Raw genomic sequence first — 19,441 nt, forward strand, 5'->3', positions numbered from 1 at the left:
AATAAAATGCATTAATTTAAAATAACACACATAGTTTAAATGTGTATTATTTAAACGTCCTATATTTTAGTTTAGTTGGTTTGCCTTAACGGCCAATTAATTGTGTTCAACTTCAATCCAATCTTTTTCATCTACCCAGTTTTGTGCACCGTCTTTTACTGAACGAATAGGCACAATGTAGTCACAACTTATTTGTGGCTTAACTGAAGCAAATATAGGCACAAAACCAAAGCTTAGTGCGGTTTCTATAATTGCTTTTTGATTTTGCGGATCGATATCGGCCGCTTCATCTATATAAATTGGTATACGGTATAGGTTTTGTTCCTGGTCACTTAATAAGTAGCGAATAAACAACATGCCACACAATAACTTAATAGTAATTCGTGTGCCGTTTGAACCCGCCGAATCTATTTTCTCAAAGTGCTCTGTTTCACCTGCGCGGTTAACCACTTCAAATCGAATATCAAATAAATCGGTAAGTGTTAAGCCCGCTTTATCTGAGGCGAGTTTAATTAAGTGATCTTTCGCTTCGTTTACCGCACTTTCGCTGTACGGTTCTTGGCTAAGTAAATCAAGTGTGTCACCTTGCTCAAACTGATGCGACGTGCTGATAATGGTATCTATACTATCAACCAGCATTTTGCGCGGTATGACGTTAATTTTAAACGCTTGCAGATTTGAAATACGGTGCTGGCTTATGCCTTTATTAAAGCTGTTCATTTCGCGGCGAAGTCGGTCTAAATCTTCTCGCAAGCCTTTAATAGTTGCGGCCACTTCGGTAAGCGCAACGCGTGCTTGGCGTTCAACAGCATCGCGTTCGTTATCAATATTATGAAATGCGCTAATTAGCTTTTGGTATTTAGTAAATTCGTCGTTTTCGTTATCAAATTTAGTAATACCCGCGTTGTACACATGCAAATAGGTATTACGCACGTTTATGTCAAAATTACGCAGCTCTTGGCAGTCTTTATTAAAGTGATGAACAAGGTCGCTTAAGTTATCAAAGTCGACTGTAATATCAATCATGTACGGGGTTACTTTACCGCTGTATAAATCAAGTGTGTGATCAATTCGCTCACTTTTAACTTGGCGCAAGCGCTCTGTTTGGCGATTGATTTGGTCTTGTTTTGATTTAATTAACGAGCGGCGGTCGGCAATTGAGCCACTATTTTTTTGAATATCTTGTAAGTAGTCGTCAACTTGCTCACGCTCAGCTAATAATTGCTCTTTTAGCATAGCTTGCGCTTCGACTGACTGCTGCATTACATCAAACTGTTCTAAGCGTTTTAGCGCGCCCTCTGCGCTCATTAGCTCATCGTATAATTCGTCTTTTTCTTTTTGCTTGTCGGCAACGTTTGCTGCAACGTCGCGTTGTTGCTTAAACTCTTTAAGAGAATGCTCAAGTGCGCTCAGCTGAGCGGTTAATTGCTCTTTGTTTTCACCGCTTTGCATTTGCACTGGGGATAGCTTTTTAAGCTTAATGCTCGCGCCTGGTAGCGTTAGTACACCGCCTTTAACGTTTTCACTCAACAGCGATAAAAATTCCCCAAACGCGTCTTCGTCATCAATGGTTATATCGCCATTAGTGGTAGTCGCAAATGAGAGAATATCTGGGTTTAAAATGCGCGATATTTCTTCTACTTCTTTTAACGAGAGGTCTTCGCGCATACGGGTGAACAAATTAAACTCAAGGTTTTTAAGTTGCAGCTTTAAGCTCTTAATCTGTTTTTGAGTTTCGCTAATGCGGTAGTCAAGCGTGTGTAGGCTTTGCCCTTGTGCGCTGGTTATAGAGTGCGAAAGCGACTCGTAATCTTGCTTTAACTGAGTCAGGCTGGTTTTAAGGGTGGCTTTATTTACCAGCTCAAATTCGCTTTTAAGCGCATCGTAATCTAAAAACCACTGCTCAATTTGTGTTTGTCTGCGCTCTATATCGCGCGATTGCTGCACGTATAAGCTTTGCTTTTGCTCAAACTCGTGTTTTTCGTGCTCTATATCTTCAAGGGCGATGCCCAGCTCGTTAAGTTGCGACTCTTGATAGGTATCAAAATCAATCAGTGCTTGGTCAATTTTAGGTGCGTACGCCGCTAATTTACCTTTAAGCACGGTTTGGTTTTCAAGCATTGATTCAAGCGCGGCTATTGGTTCTTGCATAGATTCAAGCGCTTTTAATTCGCGTTTTGAGCGATTTACTTTATCAAACGAGCGGCGCCATACTTCATAAAAGTCGACCTTAGAGTTCGACATATGGCGTTCAAACACGCGTAGCATAAAGCGTTTTACATCGCTTGCGCCTAATTTATGTAAGTTAAGAATGCGGCGGAATATTTCTTTATAAATAGAGGAGTCTTGCACATTATTAAGCGGAATCATTTTTAAGTTAATGTCGCCGTCAAAAGGCGTTGCACCGCCAGTCAATAGCGCGTTTAGCTCTTGTGCTTTGAGCTCAATAGGGTTGTAGTTAAGCGATTTTAAATGGTTGAACAGCTTGGTAAATTTAATAATTGTTTTACCTTGCGTGTACTGCTCTAAATCAAGCTTTCCTTGATAACAAAAGTATTGATGCGCGTAACCGGCAATTTTACCAAGCCCGGCAACGCCAATCACTACCGAGCCATGAGGCAAGTTAGCTTCTAGTAAAATGTACGACTGATCGGATGAAAAATAAAACTTACGGGTTTCATCTAAGTCGTGTCCATCCCATTCGGTTAAGCGTAAATCGTTAATAAGCGGAAACTGCAGGGCGTTAATAACCGAACTTTTACCTGTGTTATTTGGCGCGCAAATAGAGCTGCTTTTATCAAGCGGGATCACACATTTTGCATAGCCTGCGGTGTTAAGTAGGGCGAGTTTACTCAGTCCGTATAGATTTTTCATTCCTCGTCCTCTGTAATGTAGGTTTCTTCGTTTACTTCCATGAGTGCATCTATATAGCGGTGAATCGGCGCTTGTAGCATAAAGCCGCCTTCTACTTCGCGGGCTAAACCTAAGCGCACCATGCGCAGGTATACGTCTTTACGCAGGTCCGATCCCGAAAATATCTCAAGCTGATCAAACAAGTGTTTGTTAATTTGCACCAGCGTTTGCATAAGCTCTAAATCGTTTACTTCGTCAAACAATGCGCGCATTGGGTCTTTACCCGTATTGGCGTAGTGTTCAATTAAAATGTAAATAGTGAGCGCGATAGCGCGAGATATCTTGCCCATATTTGGCGTGCTTTCGTCGCTACCAAAATAATAAAAGCCACGGCTGTCGCGTTTTAAATCGTTGCCTAGGGCTGTAAATAAGGCGCTGTAGCTTTCTATGTGTTGGTCAAGCTCTTGCCACATTACGTTGTCTTGCTCGCAAATATGGTAACCCGCTACTAATTTTTTATTAATGGCTTGTAGATGGGTTAGCTCGTCTAAGTTTATGTGTGTTGTGCTAGTTTCTATCATAAGAGTTACTTATCTGCCTTTGTATCTGGCTGAGGCTCTGAATTAAATGGGTATAAAGAAAAGTGCTGACCGGCAATTTTTACGCGGGCTTTTTCATCGCTTTGAATTATTTTAATATCGCTGTCGCTGACTAATTTTTGATACAAAAATAGCATTTCGTCGGCATCGAGATCTGGGTAGCTTTCGTCTAAAAATTGCAGCAAGGGCTGCGGCTTTTTGCGTTTTTTATTAAAGCGCTTAGCAAAGCTGGTTTTAACATCGTTGTAGTCAGGAATATTAGGCGTAACAAATGCAGGCACATCTTGCTGATCTGGCAGTTGGTATTCTTCGTGTTCAAATTCAACCAAGCTTGCCATGTAAGCCACAATATGGCGCTGCTGACCAAGCGAGTATCGCTGCGCGTCGCTCACAAAATGTGGTTGTACCGCACTTAGCATATTGTCTACGCCATTTTTACGCACAAGCCCAAGTACTTTGGCTGCTTGGCGAGTTATTAAGTTATTACGGCGAAGCTCTTCGCGCAGCGGCATAAGCATATCGGCACTTTTACGTAAGCTTTCTCTGCCCACTAAATGCATCTCTAATATACGGGTACGTAATTGCTCTAACATACGTTTGTCATTGTAGGCTTTACCCGATCGCTCAATATGAATAATTTGCTTACTTATTTGTTCTTCAATGAGGGTAAAGCACGCATGAAATTCGCCATGTATATCAACCATTTCAAGCATTGGCTCTATGTATTCGTCAAACGCTTCTATTACCGCTTTATAACGCTTTTGCAGCGATTGCACCGCATTATTAGATTTAGCTTGTTCAACAATATTTAAAATAGCGTTTTCGTTGTGTGCGTATAGCTTCATTATTTTACGCACCCGATCATCCATAATGCGGCTGTAGCGGCGTAAATCGTCAAAGTCTTCTATCTCGCCAGCGTTATCTAGGCGGTTACCTAAGCGTGCTAGGTCGTCTACTAATACGCTAATTTCTTGCGCTAAGCCTAAATGTTCTTCTTGCAGTAAAAACGTAGCAAAGTCGGCAATGGCACGATTTATTTCAAGCTGCGATGATTTAGCCAGTGGAATTAAAATATCTTGGTTTAACAAGCGATTTGTTTCTTTATAAATACGCTCGTTTGACCATGTAGGCTGTTTTTGTTTAATGGCGTTTTGTACGTCTTTCAGGCTAAAGTCAGCCATTTTAAAACGTTTAAATAATAGCTCTAATACACCCCAATGTTCGGTTATGGTGTTTAGTAGCTTTTTAGCTGGGATCATAAGAGGTTACAACATCCTAGTATTTTATTATTGAGTATTGTGTTCATACTCATTATTACGTATTTTTAATTAACCTTGTCTGTATATAGTATTCGTTTTTAAGACCATTTAATAATAGTTTTTGCATAGAGGCAGTGCTAAAATTCGCGCCGAAAATAGGCACATGAAATGGAATGTTATTTGTGTGTTCTTTAAAACTATATCAAAGGTTGTTTAACTACCATGGTTTCCTCGATTATTCTAACCCTGATAGCGATTGCATTTTTACTGATCGTTATAGAAGATATAATCCATGTTAATAAAGCTAAAACCACGCTGTTTTTTGGTACGCTTTGCTGGATTCTTCTTTTTATATACCCACTTCACGGGCAAAGCCCCGATACGATTCAACACCTTTTAAATGAAAATATTTTAGAAATTGCATCTCTATGGCTATTTTTAATGGCTGCGATGACCTTTGTAGCGTATTTAAATTCAAAGGGGTTTATAGAAAATATTGTGCACCGTGTTATGCCAAAAAGTATTAGCGAAAAAAAGCTGATGTTTTTGGTGGGTGGTTTTGCATTCTTGTTTTCGTCGATTTCAGACAACGTAACAGCCACGCTTATATCGCTTGCGGTTGTTATGTCGTTAAAACTTGAACCTAAAAAACTCATTAAATACGCCACGCTTATTGTGTTTGGGGTTAACTCAGGCGGGGTATCGTTAATAACCGGTGACGTAACCACACTGATGATATTTTTAGATGGCAAAGTAACCATAGCTCATTTATTGCTGCTTATAGCGCCAGCACTTGCAAGCGTTATGCTGTTAGCTGCGCTACTGTCTATCGGTATGAAAGGGCGAGTTGAATTTGCCGGTGCGGGTAAAACCCGCATCGAAAAAACCGACATTACCATTGCTGTTATATTTTTATCTACCGTAGTGAGCACACTTATGCTGAGTGTAGTTTACAGCGTACCGCCTTTACTCACCTTTTTGTTTGGCTTATCAGTGATGTTTTTAGTGGCGCAATTTTTAATGCGCAAAAAAGACATCAACAAAGACATAATCGATTTTGTTCGCGATATAGAATACGACACATTATTGTTTTTTGTAGGTGTGCTTTTACTTGTAGGCGCACTTAAAGAAATTGGTATGTTGAGTAAATTTACCGACCTATATACGGTAATGGCACCCGAGTACGCAAACTACTTAATGGGCATATTATCAGCAGGGGTCGATAACGTACCGCTTACTGCTGCTTTATTAAAAGCCGATATAGTAATGAGCCAACAACACTGGTTGTCGTTTACGTATGCAACGGGCGTGGGCGGTTCAATGCTGATCATTGGGTCGGCTGCGGGCATTATTGCCATGAGCAAAGTTAAAGCGCTTACCTTTATGAGCTACTTGCGTTTATCGCTGCATTTATTAATTTGCTACACCGTAGGTTATGCAGGCTCGTATTACATGGGCAGTTTTATTTGATGCATAAATTATTAAATGCTTGACAGCTAGACGTCTAAACGATAACTTTCAAAGCCCCGCTACTTAGTGGGGTTTTGTTTTATTAGCCACTGGTTAATAAAGCATTCAGAAGAGGTGCGATACTTAGGTACTTAATGTTAGGCGACGAAAGCCGATGATCATTAAGGAGGGAAGTACTCGCCGAGGAAAATAATGGTACGTCGTCATTGTTTTTCGGTTTATGGGGCTGAATCCTCAAAACTGTCACCAATATAGGTGGAGAGCTTCTGGCAGTGGACTTATCTTCAAGCATTCCTTTGCCAAGTTCTTCTTGTTTTATTGCGGTTTGGATACCGCGAAAGGAGACTAAATGACTACCCAATCAGCGCCACAAACAGTGCCTCAAACAGAGTTAAGCGCAAAATCAGATTACATCGTTGCCAAGTTTGGCGGAACAAGTGTTGCAAACTTTGAAGCGATGAGTCGCTGTAGCGAAATTATTGTTGCAGATAAAAGCGTACGTATTGTTGCCGTGAGCGCCAGTGCCGGCGTAACTAACCACTTAGTTGCACTGTGTAAATCAAGTATTACCTCAAGTGAGCGCCAAGAACACATAAACGGCGTGCTTGCTATTCAACAAACTATTTTAGATGAGTTATCGCTAGATGCCGATTTAGCGGTTGGCTTTAACGAAACCCTAAAAGCATTTCAAACATTGGCTCAAGAGTCACTAACAACCGATCAGCAACACGATGAGCTACTGAGCTTTGGTGAGCGTTTATCGTCGTATTTGTTTGCTCAGGTGCTGCGTTTAAATGGCTTAAATGCCGATCGCTTTGATGTGCGCAAGGTACTTAAAACCGACAGCCAATTTGGTAAAGCAACGCCTAATGTTGCAGCCACAGCGCAAGCCGCTAAAGAGCATTTAATTCCGTTATTAGACGCTCAAGTAATTGTGACTCAGGGCTTTATTGGCAGCGACGAGTACGGTCAAACAACAACGCTTGGACGTGGTGGTTCTGATTACAGCGCTGCATTATTAGCTGAAGCAATTAACGCTAAAAGTGTGCATATTTGGACCGATGTAGTGGGCATTTTTAGCACCGACCCGCGTTTGTGCGCAAAAGCGACGCCAATTGCACGCTTAAGTTTTGACGAAGCCGCTGAAATGGCAACCTTTGGCGCAAAAGTATTGCACCCAGCAACTATATTACCAGCAAGCCGTAGCCACATTAACGTATTTGTTGGTTCTAGCCGAGAGCCAGAGCGTGGCGGTACGTGGATTGAGCGCGAAAAATCGCAGCAACCGGGTATACGCGCAGTAACGCAACGTAAAAACCAAATATTGCTTACGCTTAAAAGCCCAGAAATGCTCCTAGCAAGCGGCTTTTTAGCACGCGTATTTACACTATTAAGTGAATACAATATATCGGTAGATTTGGTAACCACATCAGAAATCAGCGTAGCTATAACGCTTGATAACGCGCAAAACGCCTCGCGCCCAGAGCTCGATCAAGAATGCCTAGATAAGCTTGCAGAGTTTTGCCATGTGTCGGTAGAAAACAACCTAACATTGGTGGCACTTATTGGCTCTGAGATTCAATTACGCCAACACGAAATGAACTTAATGAGTGTACTAAAAGACTTTAACATTCGACTAATTTGTCACGGTGCTAGTAAGCACAACCTGTGCTTTTTAGTAGAGCAAACTGAGTCAGATAACGTAGTACAGTCTATTCATAGCCGTTTATTAGAAAACGATTTTGCTGCATAAGTAATCGTTATTCAGGATAATCACCTAGTAAAGTTACCTAGTAAAATTAACTAGTAAAGTTACTTAACAAAATTAATTAATAAAGTCAGTTAATAAAAAGCATCGCCAGTCGATGCTTTTTTTATGCACCACACTTACATCAAAACAAACATTGCTGTTATTACTATCAGCTACAGTAACGCGATTACTGCTAGCACTCAGCTTTGCACTATGTAATTCGTCAAACACATTGGGGCTAAGTAATTTTGCAATAGGGCGGCTGGTGGCTTTAGCAAGTGACTCTTTTAATGTCCAAATTCTAAAAAACGTATCTGCTTGGGCTTGGGTATTAGTAGGCTCAGTGATAAGTGTAATTTCATCATTATGATAAAAATGCTTAGCAAGCTTTTCAAACGGGCGCTTTAGGCTTACTTTTTCAATATCAAAACCAAACTCACTTTTATCAAGATTTAGCGCAACCCCAACTAAACCATGCGAGTGCGAAATACAGGTATTAATAACATCACCACTTACATGTATTTGCAGCTTTGAGCTTTCCTCGTCAAATTCGGTACTCATTTTATTAAGGGCTACGTGCGCATGTTGCGGCTGCGTTATTTTAATAAGGTGTTTTAACAATAACCGCGTCGCTAAATACTCTTGCTTAGCTTGAGGGCTTTTGCGACGGTTTATAATGGTTAACTCAAATAGGCTTAAGCAATCGGGCAAATTAAAGTCACTAAGCTCAAGTGTTTTAGCATTAAATAATAAAATACTGTTACTCGCTAAAGACAAATTTGCCAATTGAGTTGAAGTAATACTCAAGGTGTTTTTAAAATAGTGTTCAGTCATAAAAGCCCTAAAGCAAAAGAAGTCGCTGATATTGTGAGCGGTTAGTGCCACTAATAAAGGCTGGGTACAATTTTATTACTCAGCTGGCATGAAATATGGTTTAATTCACAATAATCAAAATAATAACAGATTTGTAGATGTATGGCACAAGTGCGTGATGGGTTTCAAAGCCGACTTGGTTTTGTTTTAGCCGCTGCTGGCGCAGCAGTGGGTTTGGGTAATATTTGGGGTTTTCCTACGCAAGCGGCCAACCACGGTGGCGGTGCATTTTTACTGGTTTACTTTATTGTTATATTTTTTCTTGCGCTTCCTGCGCTGTATACCGAACTTTATTTAGGCCACAAAGCACAAGCTAATCCGGTAAAAGCATTGGGCGATGCGTGGCAAAACACTAACCGTAAGGTAGGCGCAGCAGCAGGTTATATTGGCCTTGCGGGCGCGGTTGTTATGCTAAGTTTTTATTCAATAGTGGCTGGTTGGATGCTCTCGTACGCTATTGAACCCATAACAACCTTTTTTGGGTTTACAGGCGCAAGCGAGTTTTTACATAGCGACTCAGTGCTGCGTAATTTTGTATTTACGCCGCTTATGCTTATTTTAACTGCCAGCATTATTTTAAAAGGGGTTAAATCGGGAATCGAAACCTGGTCGCGCCGTTTAATGCCACTGTTGCTCGTATTGCTTGTTGGTTTAATTGCCTACATTGCAACACTTGATGGCGCAAGCGAAGGCTTTGCCGCGTATTTAATTCCTGATTTTAGCCAAATACTCGACCCTAATTTAATTATTGCTGCAATGGGGCAAGCGTTCTTTTCGTTATCACTAGGTGTGGGTTGTATGATGATTTACGGCTCGTATTTACAGCCAGATGCTAATTTACCAAAGCTCACCGCAGGTGTTGCATTACTTGATACCAGTGTCGCCTTTTTAGCAGGGTTACTTATTATTCCTGCTATTTATGTGGCGCAGCACAACGGTGTTGAAGTATTTAGTGGCGGTAAACTGATTGGCGAAGGGCAGCTTATTTTTGCTATTTTACCTGAGCTATTTAGCACCATGGGCGAAATTGGCTTATTAGTTGGTTTATTGTTTTTTGTATTAATGTCTATCGCATCGGTTACGTCAACTATATCGACCACCGAAATTCCGGTAGCGTTTTTAGTCGAAAACCACAACGTTAGCCGCACCAAAGCAACATGGGCAGTAAGCGCCGTTGTACTTGTGTGTGCAAGCGCGATTATATTAAATTTCGATTGGTTATTTGGCTTAGTTATTATGCTATTTACTCAATACCAATTACCGCTTATGGGTTTATTTTATTTTATTACCGTAGGATGGATGTGGCAGCGTGGTAATAAATTACACCAAGCAACAACCGGCGTACATTACTGGTTTGCTCAGTACATTCGCTTTGTTTGCCCAATATTAATGACCTTGGTATTTGCAAACGTCGCGTTTGGTTAATTTTATCTAAGCCCTAAAATAGATTAATAAAGCGAAGTGAGCTTAAAGTGCACTTCGCTTTTTTGTGCCTGTTATTTAGGTATAGCCAAGGTCTTTATAAAACCTCATTAGTTAAGGATTTACCTTCTTTTACTTCAAGCGCGTTAAGTAGGGTTGTGTTTGCTATTTCGGTGAGCGCTTCTTGGGTAAAAAAGCCCTGATGCCCCGTTACCAATACATTTTTAAAGCTCACTAAGCGCGAGAATATATCGTCTTGGTTTATTTCGTCACTGTGGTTTTTAAAAAACAGCTCCGACTCTTGCTCGTAAACGTCGAGCCCTAAATATCCTAATTTTTTAGTTTTAAGTGCATTAATGCACGCTTTGCTGTCAAGCAGTGCACCGCGTGACGTGTTAATAAGCATTACACCGGTTTTCATTTTACTAAATGCCTCGTCATTTATTAAATGATGAGTCTGCTCGGTAAGTGGGCAATGCAAAGAAATTACATCGCTTTGGCTAAGCAAGGTATTTATATCGGTAATAGTATAATTGCCAGGTTGTGCGTATGGGTCGCACACTAATACATTAGCATCAAAGCCATTTAAAATGTTGCACAGCGCCAGGCCAATTTTTCCGCAGCCTACAATACCCACGGTTTTATTATGCAAGTTAAAACCGAGTAATCCGTTTAAATCAAAATTGTCTTCGCGTACGCGGTTATACGCTTTATGGGTTTTACGGCTAAGCGTTAGCATAAGTGCTATACAATGCTCAGCTACGGCTTCAGGGCTGTAAGCAGGTACGCGTAATACCTTTAAGTTATGTGCTTTTGCTGCAGGTAAATCAACATTATTAAACCCTGCACAGCGCAGCAAAATAGTATTTATGCCTTGGCTTGCCAGTTGCTCAATAACTGTTGCGTTTACGGTATCGTTTACAAAAACACATATGGCATCAAACCCGTTAGCTAAAATAGCCGTTTGCTCGCCCAGAGCTTGCTCAAAATACGTTATTTTTATATCACGCTGATCGCGTGTACTTTGTTCAAAAAAAGGCAGTTCGTACTTTTGAGTACTAAAAAAAGCAATATTCATGGTAATAGCCTCGATGCTTAAGTGTTTGTAGGGTAGTTAACCTTTAATACATTAAACTACTTTATAAGTAAGCGCCCAAGTAACACGCATTTTATTGATTTAAATTAAGCTTTAATTTATGCCTTAACTGACGTAAACAAAGGTATTTTTGACGCTACTTTATTACCATCTTTAGCTGCGCTTAACTTTGCGGCTTGCAGTAGGTTGCTTTCGATTACTTGTTTAAGTGTTTCGGGCTTAGTACGTGGTGCATAGCGTGCAACAAGTTGCCCTTGTGAGTTAATTAAAAACTTAGTGAAATTCCACTTAATTGCACGATTTTGCGAAATACCCCGCGTATGCGATTTTAAATAATTAAACAACGGATGTGTTTCTGGCCCGTTTACCATTACCTTACCAAATACCTCAAACGAGGTATTAAATTGATCTTGGTAAAAGTCTTTAATGGCTAAATTATCAAGCGGCTCATTTTGGCCAAACTGGTTACACGGAAACGCAAGCACAGTAAAGCCATGACTTTTGTATTGCTGATAGAGCTTTTCGAGCGCGCTTAATTGCACCGAAAAATTACACTTACACGCTGTATTAACAATAAGGATGGTTTTGCCCTGTAACTGGCTAAGAGGGAAATTTTCGCTGTTAAAAAGTGGTGCATTAAATTGATAAATACTGTCCATAGGTTACCTACTTACCTTTCCCGCTAAGGAAATTTTATAAAGACTTTCATTCGCTTTTTTATCGACCGGTTGACATAATCGAGGTCTAGTTTCTAAGTTATCAGTTTAATAGGTCATTTTTATGTCAATGAAAGTCGCATTTATAGGTTTAGGCGTAATGGGTTACCCAATGGCGGGGCATTTAGCAAAAGCAGGGCACAGCGTATGCGTTTATAACCGCACTCAAGCTAAAGCACAAGCGTGGACTGCAGAACATTCAGGAAGCTTTGCAGCAACCCCGCGCGAAGCTGCCAACAATGCCGACATCGTATTTATGTGTGTGGGTAACGATGACGATTTACGCTCAGTTGTATATGGCGATGACGGCGTGTTAGCGGGCATGTTACCGCACACTGTTTTGGTTGATCACACAACAACCTCAGCTGAAGTAGCCCGCGAAGTGGCGGCAAAAGCGGCATTGCAAAACGTCGACTTTATAGATGCGCCTGTGTCGGGCGGACAAGCTGGCGCCGAAAACGGTGTGCTAACCGTAATGGCGGGCGGTAGTGAAGCTGTATTTGCTAAAGTGCAGCCCGTTATGGCGGCGTTTAGCCGTTTTAGCCAATTGTTAGGCGGCGTTGGTTCGGGCCAATTATGTAAAATGGTTAATCAAATTTGTATTGCTGGCGCGGTGCAAGGTTTAGCCGAAGGATTACACTTTGCCAAGCAAGCAGGGCTTGATGGTGAAAAAGTAATAGAGACTATTTCTAAAGGTGCAGCCGGTTCGTGGCAAATGGAAAACCGCTACAAAACAATGTGGGCGGGTGAATACGAGTTTGGTTTTGCCGTAGATTGGATGCGTAAAGATTTAGGCATTGCACTCGATGAAGCTAAAAACAATGGTGCAACACTACCAATGACCGCAACGGTCGATCAATATTACGCCGACGTACAAGCACTCGGCGGCGGCAGATACGACACCTCAAGCTTACTAGCACGTATTGAAGCGCTGCATAAAAAGTAACAACGTTGCACATGTTAAAAATTAAAAGCTGCGCTTTCGCGTGAGCAAGCTCAACGCCTACCGCCGGGGTATAAATTTACGCTTGTTTTGTAGACGCTAAGCTTTCTTGCGTATAAAAACGTAGTTTTTAAAATGGTAAAGATATTAAAAGCTTCGCTTTTCGCGTGAGCAAGCTCTACGCCTACCGCCGGAGTATAAATTTACGCCTGTTTTGTAGGCGCTAAGCTTGCTGGCATATAAAAGTGGAGTTTTTAAAATGGTAAATATATTAAAAGCTTCGCTTTTCGCGTGAGCAAGCTCTACGCCTACCGCCGGAGTATAAATTTACGCTTGTTTTGTAGACGCTAAGCTTGCTGGCGTGATGGGCGAAGCCCATAAAAATACAAACAAAAAACGCGACACTTTATCGCTAAAGCGTCGCGTTTTTAATGCGTTTTACAAACAAGCTTAAAGCAAATTACATGCTTTGAGCGTAATTATACAGCGCCTTTAAAATTGTAAGATTTTTTTCGCTGTCGTCATGTTCATGCGCTAGGTTTTCAAGCGTGATCATAAAATCTTGCGCGTTAATCGACGGTTGATCTTCCCCGTGCATTAACTTGTTTTGGCAATACTGACGCCATTGGTCAAGCTCTTGCTGGTTTAGCGTTTCAGGCCAGTTACGGGCGCGGTATCTAAACAACAACGTATTAAACTTTTTATCTTCAAAATCTAAATTCAATCCAGCTAAATCATCTGGCTTTGCATCACGAATAATCGCAAATTTAGCTTTGTCTGCATGGCTTGTAAACCCATCGTAAAGTAAGTAATCAACGTTAGTAGTTGCGCTGTAATCACCTTGCTCGTTAAACACCTCAGTTACTTTATCGCGTAAGTCGGTATTGGCTTTTAAAATAGCTAAGTTAGCTAAGCACTGCTCACGGTCAATCCCTAAACGAGCGGCGTTTTCAGGCAATAACGTTTTAGCAGGGGCTAAAATAGGGCACTTGTTTAAATGCACCAGCTTTAAGCCAACAGGTAAATCGCCCTCGGCTAAATCTACACGTTTGGTGTATAAACGTTTACGTAACTCTTCTACGTTTAAATCAATAAGTACTTGCGGGCTTTGGGTTAAATCAAAACAAATAACCGCGTTTTTATTTACCGGATGAAAGCTCATTGGTGCAACCCAGCTTGTACAGCCTTGCGTTGCAGGTATACGCGACGTGGTATGCACCAGCGGCGTCATGTTAAATACATCAACCAACTCAGCAAGCGCTTTTTTACTACGCAAACCAAAAAAGAAGTTATAAAGCTTTGGCTGTTTTTCTTTTATTAATTTAGCTAGTGCAATAGTGGCGGTTACATCGCTTAGCGCATCGTGCGCTGCGGCGTGTTCAATACCATTAGCTACGGTTAAATGTTCTAACTTAAAGCTCGGGCTGCCGTCTTCTTTTAACGGCCATTCAATGCCTTCAGGGCGCAGCGCGTAACAAGCACGTACTAAATCAATAATATCCCATCGGCTATTGTTATTTTTGTATTCGCGCTCGTACGGGTCGTAAAAATTACGGTAAAAACTGTAACGGCTTACTTCGTCATCAAACCGAATACTGTTATAACCGGCAACACAGGTGTTTGGCACACTAAATTCGGCATGAATTTTTGCTATAAACTCAGCCTCAACTAAGCCTTTTTTCATCGCAACTTGAGGGGTAATGCCCGTAATTAAACACGCCTCAGGGTGAGGTAAGTAATCCGCTTGCGGCTTACAATACTCAATAAGCGGCTCGCCAATTATATTTAAATCAAGGTCTGTACGAAGGCCCGCAAATTGGCTCGGCTTATCCTTCTGGGGGGTTTCCCCCCAAGTCTCAAAGTCGTACCAGTAGATTGTTGCTTGATTTTGCTCTTGATATGCCATGCTGAAAACCCTGAGTAGTTAACTTAAAAACGCCTAAATACGCGACAAGTTACTAAAATAATGAATTATTTAGATTATGGCATATGGGCGGGAGAGTTTATAGGTTTGGGTGATAAATGATGTTTTAGTTGGGTTTACTTATAATAGTATCGTAGTGCTTTGTACCATCTGTTTTTTCAACACAACACTTACTAGATACAAGAGTTGTGTTGAAAATTAAATATTCAAAATAGTGGTCTAGTTATCAGCTAAATAATTCAACTCGTCTTTATAAGGCATTAAAGGTTCATACAACTGATGGTATGCTTTGCCGACAGCCCCTCTGAATTGAATTAGTTTAGGCGGATTTATCCCTATGGATATAATATGTTGAATAGCTAGGCCTGGGTATGGGTCAATAAATATAATTTCTTTGATACCTAATTGGTAGGCTTTTTTAGCACATAGTTCACATGGACTAGCTGTAGTAAATAATTTCCCGCCTTCAATACCAACACCACCATACTTAGCTAACTGTAAAAAAGCGTTTTCTTCGGCATGAAGTGAGCGTGTATGAACTTGGTTTTTTTCTTTATCTACTTTGTTTTGAATTGATTTAAAGCAATATGCTAAATTTCTTCCTTTCTCTCCTAAATGTTTTATTTTAATTAATTCATTTGATGCAAACTTTCTAAATTCTTCATTGTTTCTTTCATACTCGCTATAAGTAGTATCACTAGAAAAATTTTCTAAATCTTCGAGTGAACGTAAATTACATGGTACTTGTCCTTTTGCTACATCATTCCATCCCACAGATTTTATTGAGTAAGCATCATCTGTTACAACAGCTCCAACTTGTCGAGATATACAACCTGAATTCATTTTTGCTGTAAATGCAATCTGCATAACACGCTCTAATGGAGTTGGGGTTACTAAACCAGGATGTTTAATTAAACTTAAATACCATGCTAACTGAGCTTTTAAAACGTTGTGGTTTTGTGGTTCATTTCTTGGGTTAAATATATGTATATCAGATATCTCGATACACCTTTTTACATTAGAGATTATAAGTTCATCGAATTTGTCATGTTTAGATGACTTATTTATTTCTTGATTACATTCGCCACATTTTACATCTGTTTTAACTTCGGTAGGGAATTTACCTGATTCTCTTTCATCAATTTCGGCTATTTTATCAAAAGTAAACTTATATTTATCTTGCAGGTATTTTTTTCGATCTTCTGTCGTTGCATTAATAGAAACCAAATAAAATGCTGCGTATCTGTCTTTAAAATACTTTGCTTCATAGGGGTTACGAATAGTGTCTATGGCAATATATGTTTTTCTCTTCACTTCTTTATCTTTATAGCGATAGAATTTTATAAGTCGGTTTACCATTCGTGGTAATTCGAATAACCCTTCTGGCACAAAGCTATTTACTCTGTAGTTAGGAGTAATATTTTTTGTCCGGCGTATCGAATCACCAACGCTTTGATAGATGGTTACATAACTATTAGCTAAATCAGATTTTAGTACATCTTTTAAATTTGATGTGAACTGGTTGATGATGTCAAACCAACCTGAAATATTTAAATCTTTTAGTTTATGGTCAAGAGAGCTTTCACCATTGATAAAGTAATCAGATTCTTTAGATAGTTTTTTAAATGCTTTTTGGCTTTCTTTAAATTTACATTTTTCCAAAACTTGATCTACTTTTTGATGTAATTCTTCATCAATTACAGATTTAATAAAAGTTTTAAAATCATCTTCTGTAATATTTAAAATCTGAGCGCTAATGAGTTCACTTATTTTAATTACTTTAAATAGATCATTATTTTCTTCAGCGTATTTTTTTACAATTTCATAGCGCTTAATATCCATACCTGAGAAGTAAGGTTCAGTTTTATAATTAACTTCGTTACTGGAAGGGAATTTTAATTTATCGCCACTTAATAAATTTGCTGTTGTTGAGCAGCCAGAACCAGTTCTACCGGTTAATCCTATCAATATGAAGTTGCTACGTTCACCTAAAAGGTTTGAAATTAAATTTGTATTTATCACTTTGAATTCCTTTTCGTATTTAATTTGTAATTGTATCGGTGAATATACCATGAACGTTTAACACTGCAATTAATACGACCCCACTATTAAATAAGGCTCACTAATTGTTAGACTAAAGTCTATAAGTTAATTTTCTTCACTTATTAGGTTCGTTTTAATCGTTTGTCGTTTTTGTGGTAATTCACTAAAGTTCAGTTGTCGGCAACAAGCACGGCTTAACCAACAGGACTACGACCATGAAACTTACTCTTATCAAAACTATCGCTCTTAGCTCACTACTTACATGTTCAGCTGCTGCAATGGCTGGTACAAGTAATTACAAATTAATGGTTATAGAAGCTGCAACAGCGCCACAGCCACTTGAGCAATCATTTAATAGCTGTGCACTGAATGTTAAGTCAAAAAATTACGCGCAAGCTGAAGCAATTTGTACACAAGCAATCGCACTTTTAAAAGACGCAGATGGCCCTAAACTTAAAGTACGCCAACTTACGTCATTCGCATTAAGCAACCGTGGTGTTGCACGTTTAAAAGCAAACAATGACACGGCCGGCCTAGCTGATTTATACGAAGCTAACCAAATGTCTACAAGTACAATGGTATCGCACAACTTAACTCGCGCTAAAGAAGAGCTATCGTTATAAAAAACCGTTATAACGCGTTTTATAAAGTGCTTACTAAAGCATGACATAAAATAGCGAGAGTAAAAAAGCCCATGCTAGGTTAATTCCTAGCATGGGCTTTTTTGTGTATTTTGTTTTGATATAAACTGAATTTAAGAAATAATAATGCGGTACATCAGTATTTTAGGTACACTTGTTGTCGCTATTTATACAAAAAATTAGCCCTATAAAAAGCACTAATAAATAATTTAGTACAAAACTTAATATAATACTAAATACAAAAACATTCTTCTGCCTTGCTTGAGCGAGGTGCAACTACATATTTACTGAGACTAAACCATGGTATCTGCAACCAGCCTAACTGTGCTTGAAATAAGCGCTATATTTTTATCGATTACTGCGCTACTAAGTTATGTGAATCATCGTTTTATTGGCTTGCCAACAACTATTGGCGTTATGGTTATTTCAATGCTTTTATCTATTGGCGCTATATTTTTAGGCTTTTTAGGGTTTGATGAGCTTATAGATTACGAAGTGAGCTTGCTCGATCAGTTAGATTTTACTGAAGTTTTGCTCGATGGCATGCTCTCTATGCTGCTGTTTGCTGGGGCGCTGCATGTAAATGTTAGCGACTTAAGGCGCTATAAATTGCCAATAGGTATTTTGGCCTGTGTTGGTACGTTGTTATCTACAGTTATTATTGCAGGTGCGCTTTATTTTGTATTGCCGTTACTTGGTTTTGATTTGGGGTTTATTTGGTGCTTGTTATTTGGCGCATTAATTTCGCCAACCGATCCGATTGCGGTAATGGGAATTTTACAATCTGCGGGTGCGCCCAAAAGTATTGAAACCGTGATTGCGGGTGAATCGTTGTTTAACGATGGTATTGGCGTGGTTATTTTTGTGCTTTTATTGGGTGTTTTATCAAGTGGTGATATTCCTACAACCTATTATGTAGCACACACGCTGGCGGTTGAAGCGGGTGGTGGTATTGTTTTTGGTTTGGTATTAGGTGGTATTTTATATTACTTACTCAAAAGTATTGATAGCTACCAAGAGGAAGTATTACTTACTCTAGCGGGCGTTATTGGTGGTTATGCACTTGCAAGCCATTGGCATTTGTCGGGCCCGCTTGCAATGGTAATGATGGGCTTAATGGTGGGCAATCATGGCCGTAGTATGGCTATGAGCGACAAAACACGTCAATATGTTGATTTGTTTTGGGAACTGATTGACGAAATTTTAAATGCTATTTTGTTTGTTTTAATCGGGCTTGAAGTTGTGATGATTGCCTATTCAGGTAACTTATTTATAGCGGCCGGTTTAACTATTATTATTGCGTTATTAGCTCGCCTTATGGTGGTTGGTATAACCACGACTACTTTTGGTAAACAGCTCGGGCTACCTTCTGGCGCGTGGAAAGTATTAACCTGGGGCGGTTTGCGCGGTGGTATTTCGGTAGCGCTGGTATTGCAACTACCTGATGGGAACGAGCGCGATATTTTATTAGCACTGACTTATGCTGTAGTGGTGTTTTCTATTTTAGTGCAAGGTTTGAGCATTGGTAAGGTTGCTAAAAGCATTCGTTAAATATAAAAATGATGAATTAAATAGTGACGGTTAAGTTGCGCCGAATATAATTTTATTTATAAGCCCGTAAAATAAATATATTTTACGGGCTTATTTTTTATAGTGATAAAGCATTGAGTTTATAGTAAGTAACTATCAATAAAGGATTTTAAAATAGTTTACCTTTAAAGTTGAAGCCAACGTTAAGGTTGAAATTAATACTTAAGTTAGACTCATAGGTTGGATCTTAAGAAAACTTGAAGTTGAACTCTGTTAATGATCAAATAGTTACGCCAATAAAAACATGACTAAAAACAGAGTT

General features: G+C 39.6%; 14 protein-coding genes and 1 riboswitch. Of the genes, 6 read left to right on the top strand and 8 right to left on the bottom strand.

From position 1 onward, the window contains the following. Positions 1-96: 96 nt before the first annotated feature. Genes GQR54_RS11360 through GQR54_RS11370 form a run of 3 tightly spaced genes read right to left on the bottom strand, consistent with a single transcriptional unit; the run spans position 97 to position 4,711 of the window. Positions 97-2,874 (bottom strand): ATPase, encoded by a 2,778-nt coding sequence (locus GQR54_RS11360; protein ID WP_166377707.1) that lies wholly within the window; start codon positions 2,872-2,874, stop codon positions 97-99. Then, positions 2,871-3,434 carry a hypothetical protein gene (locus GQR54_RS11365; RefSeq protein WP_166377709.1) on the bottom strand — a complete coding sequence of 188 codons (564 nt, stop codon included), beginning with the start codon at positions 3,432-3,434 and terminating at the stop codon, positions 2,871-2,873. The genes GQR54_RS11360 and GQR54_RS11365 overlap by 4 nt, the downstream gene beginning before the upstream one ends. A gap of 5 nt (positions 3,435-3,439) precedes the next feature. Next, positions 3,440-4,711 (bottom strand): hypothetical protein, encoded by a 1,272-nt coding sequence (locus tag GQR54_RS11370; RefSeq protein ID WP_166377711.1) that lies wholly within the window; start codon positions 4,709-4,711, stop codon positions 3,440-3,442. Positions 4,712-4,933: 222 nt separating this feature from the next. On the opposite strand from GQR54_RS11370, the gene nhaD reads away from it, so the two are divergent. Together nhaD and lysC are read left to right on the top strand one after the other, a co-directional pair. Continuing rightward, complete coding sequence (gene nhaD / locus GQR54_RS11375; protein ID WP_007375803.1) at positions 4,934-6,181, top strand: sodium:proton antiporter NhaD; 1,248 nt, start codon at positions 4,934-4,936, stop codon at positions 6,179-6,181. Positions 6,182-6,282: 101 nt separating this feature from the next. Further along, a riboswitch (Lysine riboswitch) is annotated at positions 6,283-6,455 on the top strand. Positions 6,456-6,530: 75 nt separating this feature from the next. Beyond that, positions 6,531-7,934 carry a lysine-sensitive aspartokinase 3 gene (lysC, locus tag GQR54_RS11380; RefSeq protein ID WP_166377713.1) on the top strand — a complete coding sequence of 468 codons (1,404 nt, stop codon included), beginning with the start codon at positions 6,531-6,533 and terminating at the stop codon, positions 7,932-7,934. A 72-nt stretch (positions 7,935-8,006) separates the two neighbouring features. Here lysC and GQR54_RS11385 read toward each other — a convergent pair whose 3' ends face one another. Continuing rightward, positions 8,007-8,765 carry a 4'-phosphopantetheinyl transferase superfamily protein gene (locus GQR54_RS11385; protein ID WP_166377715.1) on the bottom strand — a complete coding sequence of 253 codons (759 nt, stop codon included), beginning with the start codon at positions 8,763-8,765 and terminating at the stop codon, positions 8,007-8,009. 141 nt (positions 8,766-8,906) lie between these two features. Here GQR54_RS11385 and GQR54_RS11390 point away from each other — a divergent pair, with 141 nt between their 5' ends. Beyond that, positions 8,907-10,229, top strand: a complete 1,323-nt coding sequence (locus GQR54_RS11390) for a sodium-dependent transporter (protein ID WP_166377717.1) — start codon at positions 8,907-8,909, stop codon at positions 10,227-10,229. Between the two features lie 94 nt (positions 10,230-10,323). Here the strand turns inward: GQR54_RS11390 and GQR54_RS11395 are convergent, their stop codons facing one another. After that, positions 10,324-11,304, bottom strand: a complete 981-nt coding sequence (locus GQR54_RS11395; RefSeq protein ID WP_166377719.1) for a 2-hydroxyacid dehydrogenase — start codon at positions 11,302-11,304, stop codon at positions 10,324-10,326. 116 nt (positions 11,305-11,420) lie between these two features. Continuing rightward, on the bottom strand, positions 11,421-11,981 hold the full coding sequence (locus tag GQR54_RS11400; protein WP_166377721.1) for a glutathione peroxidase: 561 nt from the start codon (positions 11,979-11,981) through the stop codon (positions 11,421-11,423). Positions 11,982-12,102: 121 nt separating this feature from the next. Between GQR54_RS11400 and GQR54_RS11405 the strand changes: the two genes are divergently transcribed. Then, positions 12,103-12,984, top strand: a complete 882-nt coding sequence (locus GQR54_RS11405; protein ID WP_166377722.1) for an NAD(P)-dependent oxidoreductase — start codon at positions 12,103-12,105, stop codon at positions 12,982-12,984. Between the two features lie 457 nt (positions 12,985-13,441). Here the strand turns inward: GQR54_RS11405 and sbcB are convergent, their stop codons facing one another. Further along, positions 13,442-14,887: an exodeoxyribonuclease I gene (sbcB, locus tag GQR54_RS11410; protein WP_166377723.1), complete on the bottom strand. Its 1,446-nt coding sequence runs from the start codon at positions 14,885-14,887 to the stop codon at positions 13,442-13,444. A 237-nt stretch (positions 14,888-15,124) separates the two neighbouring features. Further along, on the bottom strand, positions 15,125-16,927 hold the full coding sequence (locus GQR54_RS11415) for an anti-phage dCTP deaminase (RefSeq protein ID WP_346766085.1): 1,803 nt from the start codon (positions 16,925-16,927) through the stop codon (positions 15,125-15,127). A gap of 236 nt (positions 16,928-17,163) precedes the next feature. On the opposite strand from GQR54_RS11415, the gene GQR54_RS11420 reads away from it, so the two are divergent. Next, a complete protein-coding gene (locus tag GQR54_RS11420; RefSeq protein WP_166377725.1) occupies positions 17,164-17,571 on the top strand; it encodes a hypothetical protein in 408 nt (135 codons plus the stop codon). Positions 17,572-17,889: 318 nt separating this feature from the next. Further along, positions 17,890-19,140: a sodium:proton antiporter gene (locus GQR54_RS11425; protein WP_166377726.1), complete on the top strand. Its 1,251-nt coding sequence runs from the start codon at positions 17,890-17,892 to the stop codon at positions 19,138-19,140. The last annotated feature ends 301 nt before the right edge of the window (positions 19,141-19,441 follow it).

It is taken from the genome of Pseudoalteromonas sp. Z9A4 (assembly GCF_011378845.1).
GTDB classification, from domain to species: Bacteria; Pseudomonadota; Gammaproteobacteria; order Enterobacterales; family Alteromonadaceae; genus Pseudoalteromonas; species Pseudoalteromonas arctica.